The organism is Prochlorococcus marinus CUG1433 (genome assembly GCA_017644425.1).
GTDB classification, from domain to species: Bacteria; Cyanobacteriota; Cyanobacteriia; order PCC-6307; family Cyanobiaceae; genus Prochlorococcus_A; species Prochlorococcus_A marinus_U.
In genome coordinates, this window is sequence record JAEPLN010000003.1 from 1 (window position 1) to 21,549 (window position 21,549).

Genomic DNA, 21,549 nt, shown 5'->3' on the forward strand with positions numbered 1-21,549 from the left:
ACCAGTGAAACTAGTATTTAGGTCAATCTGGAAACCATAAACAGCTTGGATACTTTCATCTCCTTCTGTATCTCCAGTAGCGATACCTAATCCATCAACAGCACCAATTCCGAAATCAACTGAGAATGATGCAGTTGTTGTATCTGAGAAGCCACCAGCTTCAAAGTTGTTAAGTCTTGCTTCTAAACCATCTACACGGCTATTAGTGATAGCGAGTTCTTCAGCAGGGTTGAAGTCATTAATAGTAACTTCGTTTGCAGTAGCAGACATAGGAGCTAAAAGCCCTAAAGTCGCAGGAGCTACAAGCAAGCTTTTGAAAAGCTTCATAAATTTCCTCACACGAAATTTAAAGTACACCTTAAGATAGTGTATTTCCGCATACAAAATCAAGTATTAGATGATACTTTTTTCATAAAAATGTGCCACTTTAAAAATCTGAACATCAAAAGTTTATATTAATAAAATCTCTGTAATTGAAGATATTTTAATTTTCTTGCCTTTTGGAAATAGTAAAAGATACTTCTTTAGTTTTGTACTTTTTTTTCTTACCTTTCCCGAAAGAATCAACATACCAGCCGGAAGCTAACCTAGTATCAATTTCTTCATAGCTGTCATTGCAATTAATTTTATTCAATGATTTTTTTTTATAGTCCAAGTTGTTATCAAAATTTTTTTTAATATAGCATTTAAGTCATTATTCAACATCACGATATGCGAATAGGAATTATTTAGAGAGAAATTTGCTTAAAAAATAAATTTTTTCTAAATTCTTTAGAAAAAAGAAAAAAATAAAGAAAATTGCCTCAAGTTAAAAATTTTTGAGTTAGATTTTCCGGCAAATATATATACCTGAGGAGCACAAGGTCAAATGACTCAATTCAAATTAATTGTTAATTCTTTACCGCGAGATCTTGCAGAATTTTCATTTTTTCTAATTATTGGTTTCACGGCAGGATCCATGGGACTTATATAAATATATTTCAGAGATAGTTTATAAAATAGTAACTTATTAAATTTTTTATCTATATATATATATCTTATATATACCTTGATAACCGTGATCTATCTTGATTAATTTAGAATCGAAATTACTAAATACAAACAGAGGCATCTACTGGGAAATCTAATTTAAATCTTCCTTTCAAATCTTTAAGTTCAACTACAACTAAGAGACCAGTAACTTTTTTATTATTACTTTTTATCAATTTTGAAACACAATTTACAGTTCCTCCTGTAGCTAATAGATCATCAACAATGGCATAGGAATTATACTTTTGGAGAGCTTTTTTTTGGACTGAGAGAGAATTTTCACCATACTCAAGACTATATTTTTCTTCAGAAAGTTCTCCTGGTAGCTTGCCAGGCTTTCTAGCTAAAATCATTGGTTTTGAAGATTCTAAAGATATTGCAGAACCAAAAATAAACCCCCTTGCATCTATAGAAATTATTGCATCGGCATTTTTGATTATTTCGCTAGATGACATCATTACAATAAGTTCCTTAAATATCTTGGGTTCCTGAATAATTCCAAGAATGTCTTTGAAATCTATTCCTTTTTTTGGAAAATCTTTATATGTATCAATCAAATCTATGACCTTTTTTTTCTCAAAAACCATAAGCTTAACTCAAAATTTAAAATTATAATATTTCACTTTAACTGAAAATTGTGTGTGTTTGACTTTAAATCCAAAAAACAAATTTATTTAATAAATTTTTAGCAACATATTATGTAAGAAAAGTTTTTTAAGAGAAATATTCTAAAAAATTTGATAATACTTTTAATAAAACAAACATTCAAAGCTATTTAACAAAAACTTTTAGCAATAAGTTAATTAATAATTATCAAGAGTTTATTCACATTGATTAAAAAAAAGTTTAGTTGACTATTTAAATTAAAAAGGATTAGTAAATTTTCTCCAAAAAAATCAATTTTTTATAATTTGTTCTTTAACAGATGCATTTTATAGAGTAAGTTCTTAGAAGAGCAGCGAGGCGCAGCCCAGTAGCGCGAGTGCGTTTATAGAAAAGCAATTTTTATTTGCGAAAACGACTTAAGAAAAGTTTGAACAATCGTCCAAATTTTATTTTTATACTAAATTGAAAGTTAGGAGCTTTATTTTGGGGTTCCGAAACGCCAAACCAGACTAGTATCAAAGGTATTAGCATCAAGATTACCTTCCTTAGAAATCACTTTCCCTATGCCCGTTTGAAGACTAAAATCTTTATTTAAATTGTACTCCAACCCGACACTCGATTTGTACAATAAGGCACTGCCGCTATCAACTCCTCCTCCCCCTCCAGCGCCAATAAGCATTTCACCATAGAATCGCCAGTTCCTCCAACTCGGGCCCAAAATCCCTACTCCCCAATGCCCTTCTGAATAGCCACCAGCTCCTCCTCCATAAGCGCTTAAGCCTTGTCCAGTGAGGTACCACCAATCTCCTCCCAACCAATCAATTTTCCCCCCCATAAGTTGCATATCTCGTGATACCCCTCCTTTACGTTGAGCATCAAAATACCATTGATGCGCAGGACGAAAGCGCCACTTAGTAGTTTTTATAATATCTGTTTCCGCTAGAGGCGCTCCTTTTTGATCCCGAGCAAAAGTTTCCATTACATATGCCAAATTTAAGCCAAAATATGAAGTGTCAAAATTTCCATCTGGAGCGGTAAGATAGCCGCTATCAAAAATTAGACTAAGCTCAGGGAAAAGTCGGTATTCAAATCCTAGATTTGCTCTAGCAACAAATCCTCCACCAGTTTCGACCTCCCCGCCTCCTGCACCTCCAATAGTTAAGGAGGGTAGTAGTGCCACACGGTCGTCTATAGTTAGGGGTTGGCGATAGCCTATCCCAGCCAAAAGTTCGGCGTACCCTCCTACTCCGCCTGATATGGCACCGGAAGTTTCAAAGGTAGTAAACCAGTTATCATCAATAAAGTAAGAGTACTCTACGCCCACCAATCCCAATGAATCATTAAGTACAGCACCAGATGTGGTTTTGCTACCTCTGGTCGGTGAATAGGACCTCACGCGGGTGGCCAGGTGTGATCGGTGTCGACTAACATTAATCAATTCGTTTCCAAAATAATCATGCGCGGTCAGCTGATCATCTTCCCCCTTAAGTATTGGTGAACTGAAGGGAATATCCAGTGAAAGCGCGATTGCATCGCTAGAAATATCTCCACTTGGAAAGTCAACATAAGTATAATTAAGGGCTATTTCGCTCCAGTTAAAGTCGTATTTGAGGCCGATATGGGGGCGGATCATCAACCCGCCTCCTTGAGCAGCTGCACCCCCGCCCCCTGCGCCCACATAGCTACCCGCATCGAGAATAAAGTTATTGAATAAATTACGTTCCACGCCCAAGGTATAGCCACCAGTAAAAAAACCACCACGACGTCCTGTCGCAGCGCCGTAAAGAGTGATACCTCCATATAACCAAGGGTTTAGTTGATCGTAAGCCCCAATACTGTACAAACCCATTTGTTCGCCAAAATCAGGCATGTCAATTTCTTCAAAGGAGAACCTTAAAGTGCGATTACGCCAAATTGAGGAATCATCTAGAGCTTTGTCAAAATTCTTTTTTGATTTGTTTTTGAAATTTGTTTTTTCAAAATAATGTTTATCGTCCTTATAAGATTTCCAAATAATTTTTTTTAAAGGTTTTTCATTATTTTTTGGTTCTTTTTCCCACTTAATTGAATTAAATTCAGAAGAATCCTCTGCAACCTTTTCCCACTTAATTGAATTAAATTCAGAAGAATTCTCTGTAACCTTTTCTGCAATTAAACCAAGAAAATTTAAGATTTGAGCAATTATGAAAAAATAAAATACTAACTTCATTTCATAAATCTCTTAATTTTTCATAAATTATATTTTTCTCAATAATACTCTTTTATTTAAATATAAAACAATTCATAAAAGGATCATTTAATACCATTAAAATCACAACTCAAAATAACGGGGAATTGTTTTATTAGGGATTCGTTGGAATTATATAACTTATTTTGAGCTACGAAACATTCTTTTCTTTAGCAAAAATAGCAATAAAAAATTGTTTTCCAGCCTTAAAAGTGATTTTTTATAAAAAATTTTGCAATTCGGTCTTTTATAGATGACTCTTATGAACTAAGATCTTATGAGCGGGGCGTGGCGCAGCTTGGTAGCGCGGGTGCTTTGGGAGCATCCACCCTCAGAACATAAAGTATTGCAGTAACTAGGATAAGCGTTTTCATAATTCACCCTTGTACGCATATGTACGCAAATTTATCCAAAACAATCAAAGAATTTGATGTTTCCTACCGCAAAGGTAGAGCCAAAATATCAGATCAAGAGTTTGACTCATTAGTAAGGAATTTAAAAAGGATTGATCCTAACAATTCCTACTTTCACCAAAACAAAGTACTGCCTTCAATGGGCAATGGTAACTATGAGGAGTTCTTAGAAACTCTTCTTCCAGTCACAAGATTGATCCTTACACCAAAGATTGATGGATGTGCTGTTGGTCTTATGTACTCCAAAGGAAAGCTTATTAAAGGAATTACTCGAAAAGGTAAGGACAAAACAGAAGCATTAAAAACAATAGAAAATATTCCTCATAAATTGCCTATTAATATATACATCCAAATTAGAGGTGAACTATATGGTCATGGTTTAATACCAACCAAGTCTCAAGCTTTAGCGGGTGGTCATCTTAGAAAGAAAATTCCTACAGGAGAAGGATTATCTTTTTGTAGTTTTGAAATCCTAAATTCAGAACTAAACAAACATACGCAACTAATACAACTTAAGAAACTAGGTTTTGAAGTTCCAGAACATATATTTACTAATTATTTAAGTGAAGTAGATATATATAGAAAGCTTTGGTTAGAAGGAAAGCTATTTTCTTCATATCCAATGGATGGATTTGTATTAACTGTAAATAGTAGAAAATTGCAGAAACAGCTTTATCAATATCAATATGCAATCAAATGTTGATAGGTGTTGTCATAACAAAACCTCACACATGCCGATATATCTCTATTTAAGGGGTTGTCACTAGATCTAACTCTTCCTAACATGCCTACAACACTCAGTTGAGAACAGGCTTCATCCTAATCACTAACACCGAGAGTTTATACCTTATCTTTATACGTTATGAAATTCCACACACTTTCTAAAGGAGACACTCTATGTTTACTAAAAAATGGCTCACAGCAGCTGAGACCGCCAACATTCTTGCTTTCTCAGAAGCAACACTAAGAAGACTTAGACAAGGAAAAGTCTTTAAAGCGGGAGTACATTACAGAAGGAAATTTGCGGGAAATCATAATAGTCCAATTCTTTATGACATAGAACTATGTGAAGCTGCCCTAAAGGAGAGAGATGCTAGGGATGCAAGAGAACTAGAACTAGCGAGGGGCTAATAATGACAAACAAAAAAAATGACTCTCACGCCAATGAGAGCCAAAAAGATTTTGCTGCTTTCAATTTAACATTTAATCAAAGTCAATTTTCAAAGCACTTAATATTAAGTTGGTGCAAAGAGTTAGAGGGCGTAACTGAAGACAAATTCAAAAAGATCCAAGGTTGGAGATGGTGGCAATAATGGAAAAAATGACTATGGAGGAAAAATACAGAGATTGGCAGAGAAGGTATCGTGCAACCTTTCGTTATGATGATCAATTCTGTAATTGGCTTAAGTTGGGTTTTGTTAAACCAATAACACCAAAGTATTTAAAAGAATACCAAATACAACTTGCTCTAGTTATAGAAATGAAAGAAGTCAAAACTCCTTGGAGTGGTGAACCAGAAGACCATAGATACCATGGTAATGGTGGCAAGTATCATTATATTTTCCAAGAAGAGCGAGAGAAAATTTACGCTAAAGCAAGAGAAGAAACTAGACGTAGATATAGCAAAGTAACTCAAGGACATACACCCGCGAAGAGAAAGCCTTATAGATCAATTACAAATAATCCACCTAGAAGGAAGACTATCTATCGTGACTAAATTAACCAAAGATCAACCCTTATCAATATCGGTTGGTTTTTTAAAAGATTTTCCAGAAGGCTTCCAAGGTAATCAACATCAAAAAATTAAATCTGGTGAATTATCAAGATTATTAGTTTCCCATTATGGAAAAAGATTAGCTTTTAATCTTCTTTCTTTAGAACCAGAAATTGATAATCATTTTATTGATCTTGAATACTGTCAGTTGTTCTATAACTACCTATCAATAATGGGTTATGAAATAGGGAAAGAAGCTGCATTTGATGCACTACTTACAGCTGCAAGAGATGGTCAATATCACCCGATTTGTAGATATTTAGAAAATATAGTTTCTAATCCATCTATCAAACCTATTAACTTGGATACTGTTGCAAGTGACTATCTTGGAACAAATTCTGAATTGTACAATCAGATCCTAAAAACTACTCTTCTAGCAGCTGTAGGAAGAGTTAAAGATAGAGGAATAAAGTTTGATAATTGTTGTGTTTTGGTTGGTCGACAAGGAACAGGAAAATCTACTTTTTGGAGATATTTAGCTTCTGATCCTTGGTTTTGTGATACATGGCAACCTAGAGAACAAGATCTATTTATGGCAATTCAATCAACTTGGATATTTGAAATTGCAGAATTAGATAGGCTTAATCCTCATGGTGATAAAGCTGCCAAGCTTAAAGCTTTGCTTTCTTCTTCTGTAGATAAATTTCGGCGACCCTATGGGAAGGCAGTTGGTATATTTCCAAGACCTTCAATATTAGTTTCATCATGTAATAGAAAAGATTTTTTAAACGATCCGACAGGCAATAGAAGATATTGGGTGATTGATTTAGGAGAAAAACAAATTAACAATAATAAGGTTCTTAGAGATAGAGACAGTATTTGGAAAGCTGCTGCTTTGGCATATAAAAGTGGCATGGTTCTAGACCTTCCACAAGAATATGCGACTCAAAGTTTCTCTATTAATAATGAATACGAAGCAGAAGATCCATTCCTCGCGAGAATAGAAGAATGGGTAACAAAGCCACACAATAAATTTAGATTTACCACCGAGCAAGCTTTGGTGAATAGTGGTTGTAGAAGTGCAGAGAATGTTACACCAAATGACTTGAAGTTATGTGCAGACTGCTTAAGAAAACTTGGTTTTGATAAAGGAAATCAATCTAGATATAAAGACCCTATTACAAATAAAAGTGTTAGAGCTAGGTATTGGAGTCACCCAGAATGGACAGAACAGCAGAAGACCCAATCACCAAGAAAATCTAATTTTGAACCTAGAGCATTAATTTGACTCAAGTGACTCAATGCACCAAAAAGTCATGAGTCAGCGCAAATCTATGTTGGTGCAATAGGTTAAAAGGTTTTGTCTCATGTCTCATTGGAAATCTACAAAAAATCTATTTTTATATAAATATCTAATAATTAGATGCAGCAAGTTTTCACAACCCCGCTGTGACATGAGACAGCTTTTTTATTACGAAATAGACATAAAAAAATAAGCTAATTTAAGCAAAAACAAGCCAAATTAAGAAAATTTAAGAGATTTATAGCGATTTAGAAGAGATTATGAAAAAACCTATTTGTCTCAATGGATCTAAGGTAAAATCCTAACACCTTTTTTAACTAAAATATATTAGTTGCATTTTTTTATGGATTACTATCACCAAATAGAAATCGAGTGGAAGAACGTATTGATCAATTACCAAAATGGGTCCTTTCCAGAGTAAATGAGTGGGTGATTTCGTGCCCCAAATTCCTCCTAGGTAAAAGGCTGCATAGTTAGACACACTTTTACAAATACTTGATCAGGTAAATGGACTAGAATAATTGCATAGCAGTGAATCTCACCAAATGTAAATTTTGTAAGATGAAACCAAAATCATTTCAGATCGAAGCTTACACTATCTCAGAAACTTCAAGAATACTAGGTTATAAAAGCACCAAAACACTCTACAGATTGCTTAATAGAGATGTCTTAGAGGATTATATTTATTTAGAACAATCAGGAAGAGTTTATCTAATGCTGGAGCCACCAAATCTTCCAACTTTAGCCGAAAAAATTAGAGCAAATATCCAATATAGAAAAAATAATATTATCAAAAGGTTCATTTAGAAAGGTTTTATTTTTTTTAATAAACATCCTTAAACTAAATTTTTTAAAAAGATTTTTTCTTTAACTTTACTTAACCATAGGTGAATATTATTTATTAAATAGAAACTAAGGAGATGTTTAAATACAGGGAATTCATAGCTCAAATCAAATATAAAGAAGTAATATCTTCACCTGTATATTTTATTCCTGTTTTGCTTTTATCCATAATGATTATTATTGAAGGGTTTCACATCTTTAATCACAAACAAAATTGCAAAACTAAAGCTGAGTGGATGGAACAATCAGGAATGACTTATGACAGGGAATCAGAAGTTAATTAATAAAATCTAAAATATAATTTATTCGCAGCAACGTTTTTTATTTGAAGAATAATCTGTCAAAGAAGTTATCCATTCCTTGATCAAAAAGAGAGCTTCTTTCTTTAGGCTGTAATACACCCATCTACCTTCTTGTCTGTCTGAGATAAGACCAGCTTCCTTCAAAATTTTTATGTGATATGAAATTCTGGATTGAGATAAATTAGTTAATTTCATAATATCGCAAACACAAACTTCTCCATCCATCATTAGGTCAATTATCTCTAGCCTAAAAGGATCAGAAAATGAAACCATCAACTTAGATATATTTTCTTTTTTTAATTTGCTACTCTCTTTTAACAATTTTAAAGTAATTAAATTCTCTTAAATATAGCTTAAATAAAAAAGATTTCATTAATCAAAACATCTTGATACATCAAAATATTTTGATCTATAATTAATATAGAAAATTTCAACAGTGATGAAAATTGGAATTAATGGTTTTGGAAGAATTGGCAGATTAGTTTTCAGAGCATTATGGGATAGAGCTGATATAGAAATAACTCATATAAATGAGATAGCAGGAGATTCGAATGCTGCTGCGCATTTACTCGAATTCGATTCAGTCCATGGTAGATGGGTGAAAGATATAAAGGTAAAAGAAGAAGAAATAATAATTGATGGAAAGAAATTAACCTACACATCTTTTAAAAATTACCTTGATATTCCTTGGGAAAAATCTTCTGTAGATATTATTTTGGAATGTACAGGAAAGAATAAAAAGCCAGACAAACTAAATCCCTATTTTGATACTCTTGGGATGAAAAGAGTAATAGTAGCTTGTCCAGTCAAAGGAATTGTTGCAGAAGCTGAATCACTGAATATTGTTTACGGTATAAATCAAAGTCTTTATGACCCTACCAAACATAAATTAGTAACTGCAGCATCCTGCACTACAAATTGTTTAGCTCCGATAGTAAAGGTAATTAATGAAAATTTTTCTATTAAACACGGTGCTATTACAACTATTCACGATGTAACGAACACTCAAGTTCCTGTAGATTTTTATAAAAGTGATCTGAGGAGAGCAAGAGGATGTATGCAAAGTTTAATACCTACTACCACTGGATCTGCTAAAGCTATCGCTGAGATCTTTCCAGAATTAAAAGGAAAATTAAATGGACATGCAGTAAGAGTTCCTCTACTTAATGGTTCTTTAACAGATGCAGTTTTTGAATTAAATAAAGAAGTGACAACTGAACAAGTGAATATGGCACTAAAGGAAGCTTCAGAAACTTATTTAAAAGGAATTCTTGGCTACGAAGAAAGACCTTTAGTTTCTGCAGATTATGTAAATGACTCTAGAAGTTCAATAGTTGATAGTTTATCAACGATGGTTGTTAATTCAAATTTATTAAAGATATACGCTTGGTATGACAACGAGTGGGGTTACAGCTGCAGACTTGCAGATCTTACTGAATATGTAATCAAAAAAGAGATTTAATTTATGTCTTTATGAAGTTATCTAATATTCAACAATATAGTGTTGTAACAGCAAACTATTGGGCGTTCACGCTTACTGACGGCGCATTAAGATTATTAGTTGTTGGTCACTTTCATGAGCTAGGTTACACAACTCTACAAATTGCTTTACTTTTCCTTTTTTATGAGTTTTTTGGGATAATTACTAATCTTTATGGTGGCTGGATAGGAGCAAGATATGGATTAAGGCTTACTTTATGGATTGGGACTATCCTGCAAATCATCGCTCTTTTTATGCTTATTCCAGTTAAGGAAGATTGGCCAGTAATTTTTAGTGTTGCATACGTTATGGTTGCTCAAGCAGTTAGTGGGATAGCAAAAGATTTAAACAAAATGAGTGCTAAAAGTGCTGTTAAGACAGTAGTTCCAGAGACAAATGATGACAATGATACTGGCCAAAAACAACTTTTTAAATGGGTTGCTATTTTAACTGGATCTAAAAATGCTCTTAAGGGAGTTGGCTTTTTCTTGGGTGGACTTTTATATAAGTTATTTGGATTCAATAATGCTGTAGGAATTATGGGTTTTGGACTCTGCTTAGCCTTTTTATTGACATTAATTTTGCCTGGAAAAATTGGCAAGATGAAAACCAAACCAGCTTTTAATGATCTTTTTTCAAAATCAAATGCAATAAATATTCTTTCAGCAGCAAGATTCTTTCTTTTTGGAGCAAGAGATGTTTGGTTTGTTGTAGCTCTTCCAGTATTCCTAGATATGGCATTTGGTTGGGACTACATAGAAATAGGATTATTTCTTGGGGCCTGGGTAATAGGTTATGGCATTGTTCAGGCTTCAGCTCCAGCAATTAGAAAGATGTGGGGCCAGAAAGAAAGTCCAGATCGCAAAGCTATACAATTTTGGAGTGCCGTATTAATGGTCATACCATCTTTGATAGGAGTCGCATTATGGAGAGAAAGTTCTCCATCGATAGCAATAATTTTAGGACTTACTATTTTTGGATTTGTTTTTGCAATGAATTCCTCAACACATTCTTATATGATTTTGGCCTACTCTGATAATGAAAAAGTCAGTTTAAATGTTGGCTTCTATTATATGGCAAATGCTGCTGGAAGACTAGTTGGAACATTACTATCTGGCTTACTATTTATGATTGGGAGAAATCCGAGTATTGGTCTTCAATATTGTCTTTATTTTTCATCACTTCTAATATTATTATCTTGGATATCTAGTCTTAAATTACCATCAATCAAACAAAGCTTATCATCACCATAAAAACTAATTTTTAGAAATTAGAATATTTAAATGGCAAAAATATCCTTAATTGAACTTGCAAAAATTTTTCTTAAAATTGGTATTTTCAGTTTTGGAGGACCATATGCTCATATTTCTTTATTCGAAGATGAACTTATAAATAATAAAAAATTGATATCAACTCAATCTTTTGAAAAAGGTATTGGATTATGTCAAATACTTCCAGGACCAATATCTACTCAATTGGCAATATATATAGGTCTTAAAATTAATGGTTATCTTGGTGGATTGGTATCAGGTATAAGTTTCATTATCCCAGGATTATTTTCGGTATTAGCTCTTAGTTTTTTTTGGCAAATTGGTTCTGGATCAAAATTCTTAACAGATTTAATTTATTTTAATCCTCCTATTATTGCAGGAATAATTTTTTCATTCTCATTAGTACTATTAAAAAAAAGATTAAAATTTGATCGTATATTATTCTCTAGCTCAATATTATTTCTACTTATATTTGCCAAACATAATAGTATTCAATTTCCACTCATAACAATTCTTACTATTGCAGGATTGATAAATATATTGTTACGGAAATTCAAAGATAATTTTTATAGCTTGCTACCTTTATCTATATTTTCAACAACCTCATTTTTGAGTAGTACACTCTTTTTAGATATTTTTAAGTTCTATAATTTTTTGAAGGATTCTTTAAACTCAAAGTTTTTAATAAATTATCTTAATCTGTTTTTATTCTTTTTCAAATCGGGACTTTTTATATTTGGAGGCGGATTAGTAATTATTCCTTTAATGAGTGATTATGTTGTCTCGCAAGGATGGTTAACAAATAATGAATTTATAGATGGGATAATGATTGGCCAGATAACACCTGGTCCTGTCTTATTAATTACAAGTTTTATTGGATATAAAGCAGGTTTTTCAATTGGAGGTATTAATGAGGCTTTAAAATATTCATTTATATCAACGTTTGCAATATTTTTACCAAGTTTTATTTTGATTTTTGTTTTTGGGAAAGGCTTTATAAAAAACAGATTTAAATCTGTTAATTACTTTATCGAAGGAGTAATCAATACAATTCCAGGAGCAGTTTTTTTTTCTGGCTTTAATTTAATTGAAGATAGTTTTTCATCAAAGTACTTTTTAATTAGCTTTATTTTTATAGTTTTAATCTCCACACTATTATCTTTTTTTAAAACAGTTCCAACCTACATACTTATTCTTTTTTCTTTAATATTAGGTTTATCAAAATATTTGTTTGCATAAAAAAGGAGGGAATTTATTTCCTCCTTTTAAATGTTTGTCTTACGTTTTATTTACCGATTCTTTTTACTGCAGCTCTTGACTTCTCAAGAATATCTCCTTTCAAAGGAACAAATCCAAGTGATGGAGCTTTATCTTGATACTCATCACTTAACAATGTATTAAAGGCTTGTTTGATAGCTTTAGTGTTTCTACCATTACCTTTTTCATAGGCGAGTATCCATGTCAATGAAGCGATAGGGTACGCTCCTTTTGCTTTTGGATTGGGATTTTTACCAGCAAGATTTTCATCTAAAGTAATACCATTGAGAGCTTTAGCTCCTGCCTCAACTGTTGGCTTTACATATTCTCCAGAAAGATTCTGAAGTGCAGCGGCTTTAACATTACCTTTTATATAAGACTGGTTAACATAACCAATTGCGCCAGGAGTATTTTGAATAACACCTGCAACACCAGAATTACCCTTTGCTCCAACACCTGCCGGCCATTTTACAGACTTACCTGTCCCTAATGTCCAGGTTTTTGAAAACGCTTCCATAGAGTTTGTAAAGGCTTTAGTTGTACCTGATCCATCAGAGCGATGAGTCCAAGTCAATTTCCCTGGTTTACAGCCTAATTCTTTCCAATCTTTAATCATTCCCATAGCAACTTGTACTGCTTTCTCTTGGGAAAGTTTTAAATCGCAATCATAGTTATAACCAAATGCAATAGTACCTCCAACCATAGGTATCTGTACTAGTCCTCTAGTAACTTTTGCTATATCTTTATCTTTCATGGGATCATCAGAAGCACCAAAGTTTACAGTCTGATCAATAAATGCTTTTCTTCCAGAACCAGAGCCGACAGCTTGATAATTAACTCTTGGGCCGCCAGATTTTGCTAGATCAAAAAACCATCGAGTGTAAATTTTGGCAGGAAATGATGCTCCAGCACCACTTAATCTTGTTTTAGCAGAAACACTTGTGCCAGGAACACTTGTACCAGCAGCAATGGCTACTGCAGAAGTGAAAACCAAAGCTTTCTTAGCTATGTTCATGGATGTCATGATTAAATAAAGACTTCATATATATAGCACCAAATTTACACACAAATACTCATTAATTAAAACTTTATCCTATGGTTAATTAGTTCTTAACCCCTTCTTAAACTAAATATCAAAATAACTTATTTACGTTTGGTTTTGAAAATATTTGAAAATAAATGAATTTCAATTTAAAAATATTATTTAAAAAATATTCAAAAATTTTAGAAATCATTTTGTTTAATTTAAGAAAAGTTTAAAGTATCTTTAAAATTTCCTTCTGACCTAATTTCTTGGCCGTTTCTTAACCTTTATTAGTTCTCATAGATTTGGATATTTATCCATTTTTACGTGTTGAGGTTCATGAAACTTTTTCAAAAACTAATTGCTGCTCCTGCAATCATTTCTTTGGCATCAGGTTTAGCAGTAAACGCAGCTGAGATCAATTCAACAGATCTTAGTGATTATTCAAACTCCAACAATTTAGTATCTTTAGGTGATTTTAAATCTGATACTTTATTCCCAGGAGATTGGGCTTACGATTCATTAAAGGATCTTACAAATAGCCCTAAATTTAATGGTAACTCAGTTACTCGTTTAGAAGCTGCTGCTGAATTAAGCAATCTAATCGCTGGTGGTGAAGGCTTAATGAACGGAGCTGCAATAGGTAGGCTAAGTGATGAACTTGGTTCTGAGTTGGCAATTATGAAAGGAAGAGTTGATGGCCTTGAAGCTCGTGTTAACGGACTTGAAGCTGGTTCTTTCAGTGAAACGACCACTATGAGTGGTGAAGTAGGGTTCCTATTAGGTGCAACTGATTCAGCAACTAAAGCCAATGATGTAGTTCAGTTTGAATATGCCTTAGGAATTGACCTAGATACAAGTTTCACAGGTGAAGATAACTTAAACATCGGAATAGTAACTGGAAATGGTCTAACAAATGTTGGTGCTGATAATACTGGTTTAGACTGGGGAGAAAGTGAAAGTGACGCCCTTGTGGTTAATGACCTCAACTACACTTTCCCAGTAGGCGCATGGAAGGTTGCAGTTGGTGATTCTATGGATGCATCCAAGACTTGGCCTAATGCATGTTCCATGAATAATATGGTTGATAACTTAGGAGATTGTGGTGCCGCAAACTCTGTTGACTTAAGTGGTAATGTTTCACTTAGTGCTGCAACTGGATTTGGAGATGGTTGGGAACTTGGACTAGGTATATCTGGAATTGCAGGCAAAACCGATACTACCTCCACTGGTTTGTTTACTAAAGAAGGTACTGACCTTTTTGGTTTAGCTCTTGGTTATGAAGCAGATACATTCGGTTTCACAGTAGCTTACTCTGATAAAGATACTGCCAACTACTACGGTTTAGTTGCATATTACAGCCCCGAAGAATTACCAACTACCTTTAGCGGTGGTGTTGAAGTAGGGAATCCAGATTCAGGGGAAGACACAACTCAATGGGCTTTCGGTATTAGTACTGATGTAGGTGAAGGTACATTAAGTGCAAACATTGGAACCAATGGACCAATCAAAGACAATGCAGAAGAAATTTATGCATATGATCTTTCCTACGAATATCCACTTAACGACAGTATGAGTATTACACCTTTCGTTTACATTTCTCAAACGACAGGTACAACTGTTGACACTACTGGAGCCGGTGCATTTGTATCATTCTCTTTTTAATTTTTTACAAAATTCCTAGAAGAGTAAAAACATTGGGCTCCATAATGGAGCCTTTTTTCTTCCCATCCTATAAATCTTTATCGAGACATGGAAAGATAGTTTCAAAAATTGCTCCACCATCCTTATGATTAAAAGCCTTTATAAAACCTTTATTGTTATTGATTATTTTTTTTGTTATTGAAAGACCTAAACCACTTCCACTTTTCTTGAATTTAGTCCTTGATGGATCACCTCTATAAAAACGAGAAAAAATATCATTAAATTCATTTTCTTCTAATCCAATACCTTTATCTCTAACTCTCATAACAACCGAGCTATCTCTTTTAAAAATTTCAATTTGAATTTCTTCATTAGCTGGGGAATAACGAATAGCATTATCCAAAATATTTATAAAAGCTCTTTTTAAATTTTCAATATCTGCAGATATAAAATATTTTGTTGGCATTAGTAGATTTATTTTTATATCTTTTTTTTCTGCAAGTGGTTTTAAGGTTTGCCAAGATTCCATCACTAAATCTGAAATAGATATTTTTTTATTTTTATTAAAAGCCTCGCTACTTTCTAGCTTAGAAAGTTCTAAAGTTTCTTCAACCATTTTTCTTAATCTTTTAGATTCTTTCTTAAGTCTTTTAACGAGATATCTATCTTTCTTTGATACTACTGATTCCAGTCTTTCGCCTATCAAAATAAGAGATGTAAGAGGTGTTTTCAGTTCATGAGACACATCGTTGATTAATTGATTCTGTCTTTTTTTTATGGATTCAATTGATAATTTACTCTCCAACAATATTAAATAATTTTTTTTCCTTGCTCTAACAATATTTACAGAAATGGGTTCCCCCGAAATAGTGCAATTTAGGCTGATTGGGAAATCTTTTTTTCTTGAATATAAAATCTTATTTCTTAGTACTTCAAGCTCATTAATATCATTAATTGCTTTTCCAATAACATCCTTATATTTAATAAACTTAATGAGAGATAAACCTTTCTGATTGATAAATTTTATTGTTAGATCAGATGACAAAATAATCCATCCTTGAGATGAATAATCTAACCAAGATAAAAGTTGCTGTGGTTTAACTTTATCAAATGGGAAATCAATAGTTCTTTTATACTTATTTTTATCAACTTCAAATTTTTTTTCTTTTGATTGAGAAAAATGCTTGACTTTTATTTTCCACTTCTGATGTAAAAACAATAATACTTCTTGTAGTGTTTTCATTCTCATCCAAACTTATATCCAAAACCTCTTACAGTTTTCAGAAGTTTTGGCGCTGAGGGATCTTCTTCTAATTTCTCTCTAAGCCATCTAACATGAACATCTACTGTTTTAGTATCACCAATAAAGTCAATTTCCCATATTTTTTCCAGAATTAAATCCCTTGACCATACTCTTTTTGGACTTTTCATAAATAACTCTAATAATTTAAATTCTTTTGGAGATAAAGTTATTTCCCTATCAAAAGAAGTTACTCTGCATTCCTCTAAAAACATTTTTATATGATTAAACTCGATGATAGATTGCGTTTTTTCTATATATTTTTTATTACGTTTAGATCTTCTTATTAATGCTCTTGATCTGGCAATTAATTCATTTAAACCAAAAGGTTTTGTTAAATAATCATCAGCACCAACCTCTAATCCAAGAACCCGGTCTGATTCATTATCTTTGGCACTCAAAATTAATATGGGCGTATAATTTTCTTCATTTCTTATTTTTCTGCATAACTCTAATCCATTTAACCCTGGTAACATTAAATCGAGAATTATAAGGTCAACATCATTTTTAGTATTTTCGCCAATAAAATCTGAAGCACTTAAACCGTCTTTAAAAGTTAAAACTTCAAAACCTTCGCCTTTCAATGATTCACTAACTGTCAGCCTAATACTCTTATCATCCTCTACAAGAAGAATCTTTGAGCCCTGCAAACTTTTATGATCTTTAATAGTCATTTGAAAACCCAACAAATTAATTTTATATAATCAAATTTATTTGATGTAATTATTTCATAATTAATTTACATTGAATTATTATTTTTTTCATTAAATCTTATTTCCTTTTTAATTTTCCCTTAAACCCTTTTATCTAAATTTAGATTGTCTCTTTAATCTTCCTCACACATAATTTTAAAGAGACAAATTTATTGAATTTAATAATAGATATTAAAACTAATATCCCATCGAAGCGTAATAATAATCGTCATCTTCATCTATATTTGTCACTACCCATTCTGGCGGAAAGTCACCAATTTTTACATATTGATAAAGCTTATCAACATCTGGATCGTAAAAAGTATCGTTGATTTTTGGATCTTTGACTACTTTGCTTGGATGCATAATAAAAATTATTTCTACTCTTTTTTTATAGATTATTTAGTTTAAAGCAGCTTTAAATCTCATTTAAATATTTTCATTTGATCTAGTTAACCTAAGACTAATTTAACTTGTAATTAGTCTTGATTGTTTTAATTACCGATTTTTTCGGATCTTTATTTGGATAACAATTAACAATTCTATATTTTCCGCCTTTTCTATCTGTCTCAACAAGAGTAAATTGAACAAATTTTTCTTTTTCAGTACTCGAAGAATCCTTGATTTCTACTTTGATTATTTCTTCATTTTTACTTTCAATTATTCTGGATTTACCTCCACAAACAAGAACTGCAGTTTCTTTAGTTACAGAAAATAATTTATTTTCATCAGTAATGGATAGTTCATCTTTAGTACTACAAGAAGAAATTAAAAGGATAGTAAGAATTAATAGCTTTTTCATAGTTTTTTTAGAGGATAAATTCACTTGTAATTGCTTTTAATTGTTTTTTATTTAGTTGGGTAAGATAGCTATAAATTTCTTTTCTACATAATCTGTCTTCAACTCTTTTACTTTCAAGAATTGAAAAAGTAATGAAATTAACAAGTTGATTTTTGTTCATGTTTATCTTTTAGGTCTCTATTGTTAACTTTTAATTAAATTCTTATTAAATAAACTTTTGACTATTAGAAAAAATATTTAATTTCAAAATTTAGAAATTTTTTAAACAAATTTATTTTTTACTTAATAACTTCTTAATCCAATAATCTTAAGTTATATAAGTCTTCTATATTTTTACGCCTTGAATATTGAAGACAATCATATAAAAAAAATAATAAATGATTATAAAAAATTCACCTTCTCCCAAAAACTCAAATCAAGCCCAAGAAATAGGGCATATCAAATATTCTTATAAAGAAAGTTTTAAAAGAGAAAATAAATCTATTTTGGATGATTCGGAATTTATTGAAAATTACAATAACGCCCTTAAATCACCACAATCAAGAAGATTGTATAAAGATACAGAGAATGAAATTCATTATGACTCAATTAAGGCCCAGAATATTTTACCTCTAGATAAAATTTCTATTTAAAATTTTATTAAAAACTACTTTTAAAGATTTTTTAAATAGATCTTAAATCCGACCTTCTTTTTTTAATGTTAGCTTACTTCTACGTTCATCCAATTTATTTGGACGCATGAAATGAGAATAGGGAACGGGATTCTCATTAACTGCATAAGATCATGAATGAGCTCTCTCAAATAAGAGAAAAAATTACAAGAGCCAAGAGGCTTTATGAAGCCCAAATCTTGGCAACTAAAAATGGAGAAGTTACTCCATATAGAAGATCAGTCTTTGAAGAAAGAATTAGGGAAGCACAAAAAGAAATGAGATCGCAAGACACCAAAAAATAAATTCTTTTGTAAAAATCTATTTTGTATCAGCTACATTCTTGAAGAAATCGCAGTAAGCCATTAATTCTGATTCGGTTTCAATTTTTAGATTTAAATCATTAATTGCTTTCTTGGTATCAATTCTGTAGCCATACCAATCTAGACAAACTTCTCTCTGCCTTTGGGTTTCAGAAACCTTTTGAGTACCTATTTCGTTTGAGTTACTAGTACAACTCGCAAGGAAAATAGTTGAGAGAGCTAGTAGTGGGAATAGTAGTCTTTTCATTTGTTAATCACAACAACTTTCCGATGTTGCTGAAGAAGTCCAAGATGATTCTTCCATTGTTGAAAGGTCAACTCTATGCGTTGCCATCCAGTCACCATTAGCTTCCACAAACTTTTGAACATTACCTTCTGGAGCTTGATGAATAACAATAACTTTTTGAGGATCTTCCTTACTTACTCCTCTAAAAAGTGGCTTAATGAGAAATTCAGAATGTCTTTTTTCAGCTTCCGCACTGTCAAATATCGCGGCCCATTCATCGAAAGTGCTTTCAATTTTAAAAGTAAAAACTGAGGTTATGGAACAAGACATAATAAAGATATTGTTTGTTTAATTAAAATAAATCTGTTTAATTAAGGTTTAGTTAATTATCTTTAAATGGAATTAAAACAGATGTTTTTTCAAATTTAAGCCAACCTTTTTTCTAATATTTTTAACATTCTTAAATAAACATTCCTATTGAAAAGGGTAAGTGTCAATGCTATCAATTTAATAAAACTTACAAAAATATGGAGCTAAATACTTTCTTACTTATCTTATTAGTCATTGCAAATTTTACAAATTTATATCTGACTCATTTCAAAAAAAAGAAAAAGTAATAGCTTTTACAATTTAAACAAACATTTTAATTCGCTTAACCTTTTATTAATTTTAAGTTAAAAAAAAGATAATCAAATCAGTTTTAAATAGGTTTAATTGATTAAATCTTAGTGAATAATAAGCTCTCCTTAAAAAATATTAATGTCAAATATGGAGAGAGCCTAGCTTTAAAATCTATAAACTTAGATATTTACAAAGGTGAATTTGTAGTCCTTCTTGGATCTTCTGGGGCAGGTAAATCAACTTTACTAAGAACAATAAATCAATTGAATCCATTAACTTCAGGAGAGTTAGATTTTTTTGATTTAGGAAAAATAAGAAATAAAAAAGATCTTCAGAATTTAAGAAAAAAAACTGGGATGATATTTCAACAACATCAGTTGATTGAGAGAAATACTGTTTTCCAAAATGTTTTAACTGGTCGACTTGGATTTCATTCACTATTTAGAAGTATTTTACCTCTTCCAAAATTTGATCAAGAACTTGCTCTCGATTGCATAGATAGAGTTAGCCTCTTAGATAAAGCGCTTGTAAAAGTAAAAGAATTAAGCGGAGGACAACAACAAAGAGTAGGAATTGCTAGAGCTTTAGCTCAAAATCCTTCGTTGATTTTGGCAGATGAACCAATAGCTAGTCTTGACCCAAAAACTTCCCATCAAGTTTTATCGATGCTGAAAGATATTTGTAAGAAAGATAATATATCCGCATTAACTAGTCTTCACCAAGTTGATTTTGCTAAAGAATATGGAGATAGAATTATTGGCTTAAGTCATGGGAAAATAGTTTTTAATGGTAAATCAGATCAACTTTCAGACGAGATTTTAAAAAATATTTATTCATCTTCACCAATAGCAGAAGAAGCAAATTTTACCTCAAATGAAGTGGTAATGGTTTAAAACCACTTCATTAAAAAAACTTAAACAAAAAAATGAAACTTAAATCTCTTTTAAGCGTTTTTACTATTTCTCTTGTGGCGCTTACTTCGGCATGCTCTACGAAAAATGCTGGACCAAGTGCTGATCCTGATAAGTTAATTGTTGCATTAATTCCTGATGAAAATGCTGCAACCGTTATCCAAGATAATCAAGGTCTAAAAGATTACTTAACTGAAGCCTTTGATAAGGAAATAGAGTTAGTTGTTACTACTGATTATTCTTCAATGATTGAAGCAGCTAGAAACGATAGGTTGGATTTAGCTTACTTTGGACCTTTATCTTATGTTTTAGCTAAAGCAGTAAGTGATATTGAACCTTTTGCAGCAAGGATTAAAGGAGGAACTAAGACTTATAATTCCTGCATAATTGGAAACACTAAAAAAGGTGTTACTAGTTTTGATGATATCAAAGGTACTACTTTTGCTCTTGGAGATCCAGCTTCAACCTCTAGTAGATTATTCCCTGAGTTAACTCTTGCTGAAAATGGACTTACTAAAGGCAAGGATTTTCAAGGAGTTTTTCTAGGATCACATGATGCTGTTGCCTTAGCAGTTCAAAATGGAAATGCTCAAGCAGGAGGAATGGCATGTCCGATTCTTAAATCCCTAAAGAAGAAAGGAGTTATTGACCCTTCTAAAGTAACAACTATTGCTCAATCTTCTCCTATTCCTCAATATCCATGGACAATGCGTTCAACTTTATCTCCTGAATTAAAAGAAAAAATAAGAGTTACTTTCTTAGATCTAGATAGTGACAAAGTCCTTAAACCTTTTAACGCTGATGGTTTCGCATCTATAACTGATAGTGATTATGACGGTATTAGAAAAGCAGGCAAACTTCTAGGTCTTGATCTTTCTAAGTTTGTTAAGTAAAAAAATCACTTTACAAAT

General features: G+C 32.1%; 28 protein-coding genes. 15 read left to right on the top strand and 13 right to left on the bottom strand.

The window, feature by feature from the left end; translation table 11 throughout:
- From JJ842_09485 to JJ842_09500, 4 genes are all read right to left on the bottom strand, one after another.
- Positions 1 to 327: porin (locus JJ842_09485; protein MBO6972144.1), on the bottom strand; the 327-nt coding region annotated here is incomplete at its 3' end.
- A gap of 157 nt (positions 328 to 484) precedes the next feature.
- Entirely contained in the window at positions 485 to 634 is a 150-nt protein-coding gene (locus JJ842_09490; protein ID MBO6972145.1) for a hypothetical protein, read from the bottom strand.
- Positions 635 to 1,091: 457 nt separating this feature from the next.
- Positions 1,092 to 1,616 carry an adenine phosphoribosyltransferase gene (locus JJ842_09495; GenBank protein ID MBO6972146.1) on the bottom strand — a complete coding sequence of 175 codons (525 nt, stop codon included), beginning with the start codon at positions 1,614 to 1,616 and terminating at the stop codon, positions 1,092 to 1,094.
- A 497-nt stretch (positions 1,617 to 2,113) separates the two neighbouring features.
- On the bottom strand, positions 2,114 to 3,844 hold the full coding sequence (locus JJ842_09500) for a hypothetical protein (protein MBO6972147.1): 1,731 nt from the start codon (positions 3,842 to 3,844) through the stop codon (positions 2,114 to 2,116).
- A 411-nt stretch (positions 3,845 to 4,255) separates the two neighbouring features.
- Between JJ842_09500 and JJ842_09505 the strand changes: the two genes are divergently transcribed.
- The 7 genes from JJ842_09505 to JJ842_09535 all read left to right on the top strand — a co-directional run bounded on the left by JJ842_09505 (position 4,256) and on the right by JJ842_09535 (position 8,419).
- Complete coding sequence (locus tag JJ842_09505) at positions 4,256 to 4,978, top strand: NAD-dependent DNA ligase (protein MBO6972148.1); 723 nt, start codon at positions 4,256 to 4,258, stop codon at positions 4,976 to 4,978.
- Positions 4,979 to 5,172: 194 nt separating this feature from the next.
- On the top strand, positions 5,173 to 5,406 hold the full coding sequence (locus tag JJ842_09510) for a hypothetical protein (protein ID MBO6972149.1): 234 nt from the start codon (positions 5,173 to 5,175) through the stop codon (positions 5,404 to 5,406).
- 2 nt (positions 5,407 to 5,408) lie between these two features.
- Positions 5,409 to 5,588 carry a hypothetical protein gene (locus tag JJ842_09515; protein MBO6972150.1) on the top strand — a complete coding sequence of 60 codons (180 nt, stop codon included), beginning with the start codon at positions 5,409 to 5,411 and terminating at the stop codon, positions 5,586 to 5,588.
- On the top strand, positions 5,588 to 5,992 hold the full coding sequence (locus JJ842_09520; protein ID MBO6972151.1) for a hypothetical protein: 405 nt from the start codon (positions 5,588 to 5,590) through the stop codon (positions 5,990 to 5,992). The genes JJ842_09515 and JJ842_09520 overlap by 1 nt, the downstream gene beginning before the upstream one ends.
- The gene (locus JJ842_09525) at positions 5,985 to 7,277 is read left to right on the top strand and encodes a hypothetical protein (protein ID MBO6972152.1); all 1,293 of its coding nucleotides are present in this window, start codon (positions 5,985 to 5,987) and stop codon (positions 7,275 to 7,277) included. Before JJ842_09520 ends, JJ842_09525 begins: the two co-directional genes overlap by 8 nt.
- A 576-nt stretch (positions 7,278 to 7,853) precedes the next feature.
- A complete protein-coding gene (locus tag JJ842_09530) occupies positions 7,854 to 8,099 on the top strand; it encodes a hypothetical protein (protein MBO6972153.1) in 246 nt (81 codons plus the stop codon).
- Positions 8,100 to 8,212: 113 nt separating this feature from the next.
- The gene (locus tag JJ842_09535) at positions 8,213 to 8,419 is read left to right on the top strand and encodes a hypothetical protein (protein ID MBO6972154.1); all 207 of its coding nucleotides are present in this window, start codon (positions 8,213 to 8,215) and stop codon (positions 8,417 to 8,419) included.
- A gap of 18 nt (positions 8,420 to 8,437) precedes the next feature.
- On the opposite strand, the gene JJ842_09540 is transcribed toward JJ842_09535, so the two are convergent.
- Positions 8,438 to 8,710, bottom strand: a complete 273-nt coding sequence (locus JJ842_09540) for a winged helix-turn-helix transcriptional regulator (GenBank protein MBO6972155.1) — start codon at positions 8,708 to 8,710, stop codon at positions 8,438 to 8,440.
- 166 nt (positions 8,711 to 8,876) lie between these two features.
- On the opposite strand from JJ842_09540, the gene JJ842_09545 reads away from it, so the two are divergent.
- The 3 genes from JJ842_09545 to chrA are packed head-to-tail and all read left to right on the top strand — an operon-like array spanning position 8,877 to position 12,427.
- Positions 8,877 to 9,899, top strand: a complete 1,023-nt coding sequence (locus JJ842_09545) for an ArsJ-associated glyceraldehyde-3-phosphate dehydrogenase (protein ID MBO6972156.1) — start codon at positions 8,877 to 8,879, stop codon at positions 9,897 to 9,899.
- A gap of 11 nt (positions 9,900 to 9,910) precedes the next feature.
- Positions 9,911 to 11,170 (top strand): organoarsenical effux MFS transporter ArsJ, encoded by a 1,260-nt coding sequence (gene arsJ / locus JJ842_09550; GenBank protein MBO6972157.1) that lies wholly within the window; start codon positions 9,911 to 9,913, stop codon positions 11,168 to 11,170.
- A gap of 30 nt (positions 11,171 to 11,200) precedes the next feature.
- Positions 11,201 to 12,427, top strand: coding sequence for a chromate efflux transporter (gene chrA, locus JJ842_09555; protein MBO6972158.1), 1,227 nt, complete (start codon positions 11,201 to 11,203; stop codon positions 12,425 to 12,427).
- A gap of 46 nt (positions 12,428 to 12,473) precedes the next feature.
- Here chrA and pstS read toward each other — a convergent pair whose 3' ends face one another.
- A complete protein-coding gene (pstS, locus tag JJ842_09560; GenBank protein ID MBO6972159.1) occupies positions 12,474 to 13,460 on the bottom strand; it encodes a phosphate ABC transporter substrate-binding protein PstS in 987 nt (328 codons plus the stop codon).
- A gap of 348 nt (positions 13,461 to 13,808) precedes the next feature.
- On the opposite strand from pstS, the gene JJ842_09565 reads away from it, so the two are divergent.
- Positions 13,809 to 15,134: a carbohydrate porin gene (locus tag JJ842_09565; GenBank protein ID MBO6972160.1), complete on the top strand. Its 1,326-nt coding sequence runs from the start codon at positions 13,809 to 13,811 to the stop codon at positions 15,132 to 15,134.
- Positions 15,135 to 15,201: 67 nt separating this feature from the next.
- On the opposite strand, the gene JJ842_09570 is transcribed toward JJ842_09565, so the two are convergent.
- The 5 genes from JJ842_09570 to JJ842_09590 form a co-directional block, all read right to left on the bottom strand.
- Positions 15,202 to 16,362 carry a PAS domain-containing sensor histidine kinase gene (locus JJ842_09570; protein ID MBO6972161.1) on the bottom strand — a complete coding sequence of 387 codons (1,161 nt, stop codon included), beginning with the start codon at positions 16,360 to 16,362 and terminating at the stop codon, positions 15,202 to 15,204.
- Entirely contained in the window at positions 16,359 to 17,087 is a 729-nt protein-coding gene (locus JJ842_09575) for a response regulator transcription factor (protein ID MBO6972162.1), read from the bottom strand. Before JJ842_09575 ends, JJ842_09570 begins: the two co-directional genes overlap by 4 nt.
- 216 nt (positions 17,088 to 17,303) lie before the next feature.
- Positions 17,304 to 17,471, bottom strand: a complete 168-nt coding sequence (locus tag JJ842_09580) for a hypothetical protein (protein ID MBO6972163.1) — start codon at positions 17,469 to 17,471, stop codon at positions 17,304 to 17,306.
- A 97-nt stretch (positions 17,472 to 17,568) separates the two neighbouring features.
- Positions 17,569 to 17,907, bottom strand: a complete 339-nt coding sequence (locus tag JJ842_09585; protein ID MBO6972164.1) for a hypothetical protein — start codon at positions 17,905 to 17,907, stop codon at positions 17,569 to 17,571.
- A gap of 7 nt (positions 17,908 to 17,914) precedes the next feature.
- The gene (locus JJ842_09590; protein ID MBO6972165.1) at positions 17,915 to 18,067 is read right to left on the bottom strand and encodes a hypothetical protein; all 153 of its coding nucleotides are present in this window, start codon (positions 18,065 to 18,067) and stop codon (positions 17,915 to 17,917) included.
- 217 nt (positions 18,068 to 18,284) lie between these two features.
- Here JJ842_09590 and JJ842_09595 point away from each other — a divergent pair, with 217 nt between their 5' ends.
- Positions 18,285 to 18,539: a poly-A polymerase gene (locus JJ842_09595; GenBank protein MBO6972166.1), complete on the top strand. Its 255-nt coding sequence runs from the start codon at positions 18,285 to 18,287 to the stop codon at positions 18,537 to 18,539.
- A 152-nt stretch (positions 18,540 to 18,691) separates the two neighbouring features.
- Positions 18,692 to 18,862, top strand: coding sequence for a hypothetical protein (locus tag JJ842_09600; protein ID MBO6972167.1), 171 nt, complete (start codon positions 18,692 to 18,694; stop codon positions 18,860 to 18,862).
- A gap of 16 nt (positions 18,863 to 18,878) precedes the next feature.
- Here the strand turns inward: JJ842_09600 and JJ842_09605 are convergent, their stop codons facing one another.
- Both JJ842_09605 and JJ842_09610 read right to left on the bottom strand, forming a co-directional pair.
- Positions 18,879 to 19,127, bottom strand: coding sequence for a hypothetical protein (locus tag JJ842_09605; GenBank protein ID MBO6972168.1), 249 nt, complete (start codon positions 19,125 to 19,127; stop codon positions 18,879 to 18,881).
- Between the two features lie 3 nt (positions 19,128 to 19,130).
- Positions 19,131 to 19,436: a DUF3764 family protein gene (locus tag JJ842_09610; protein ID MBO6972169.1), complete on the bottom strand. Its 306-nt coding sequence runs from the start codon at positions 19,434 to 19,436 to the stop codon at positions 19,131 to 19,133.
- A gap of 398 nt (positions 19,437 to 19,834) precedes the next feature.
- On the opposite strand from JJ842_09610, the gene phnC reads away from it, so the two are divergent.
- Complete coding sequence (gene phnC, locus JJ842_09615) at positions 19,835 to 20,620, top strand: phosphonate ABC transporter ATP-binding protein (GenBank protein ID MBO6972170.1); 786 nt, start codon at positions 19,835 to 19,837, stop codon at positions 20,618 to 20,620.
- A gap of 32 nt (positions 20,621 to 20,652) precedes the next feature.
- The gene (phnD, locus tag JJ842_09620) at positions 20,653 to 21,531 is read left to right on the top strand and encodes a phosphate/phosphite/phosphonate ABC transporter substrate-binding protein (GenBank protein MBO6972171.1); all 879 of its coding nucleotides are present in this window, start codon (positions 20,653 to 20,655) and stop codon (positions 21,529 to 21,531) included.
- The last annotated feature ends 18 nt before the right edge of the window (positions 21,532 to 21,549 follow it).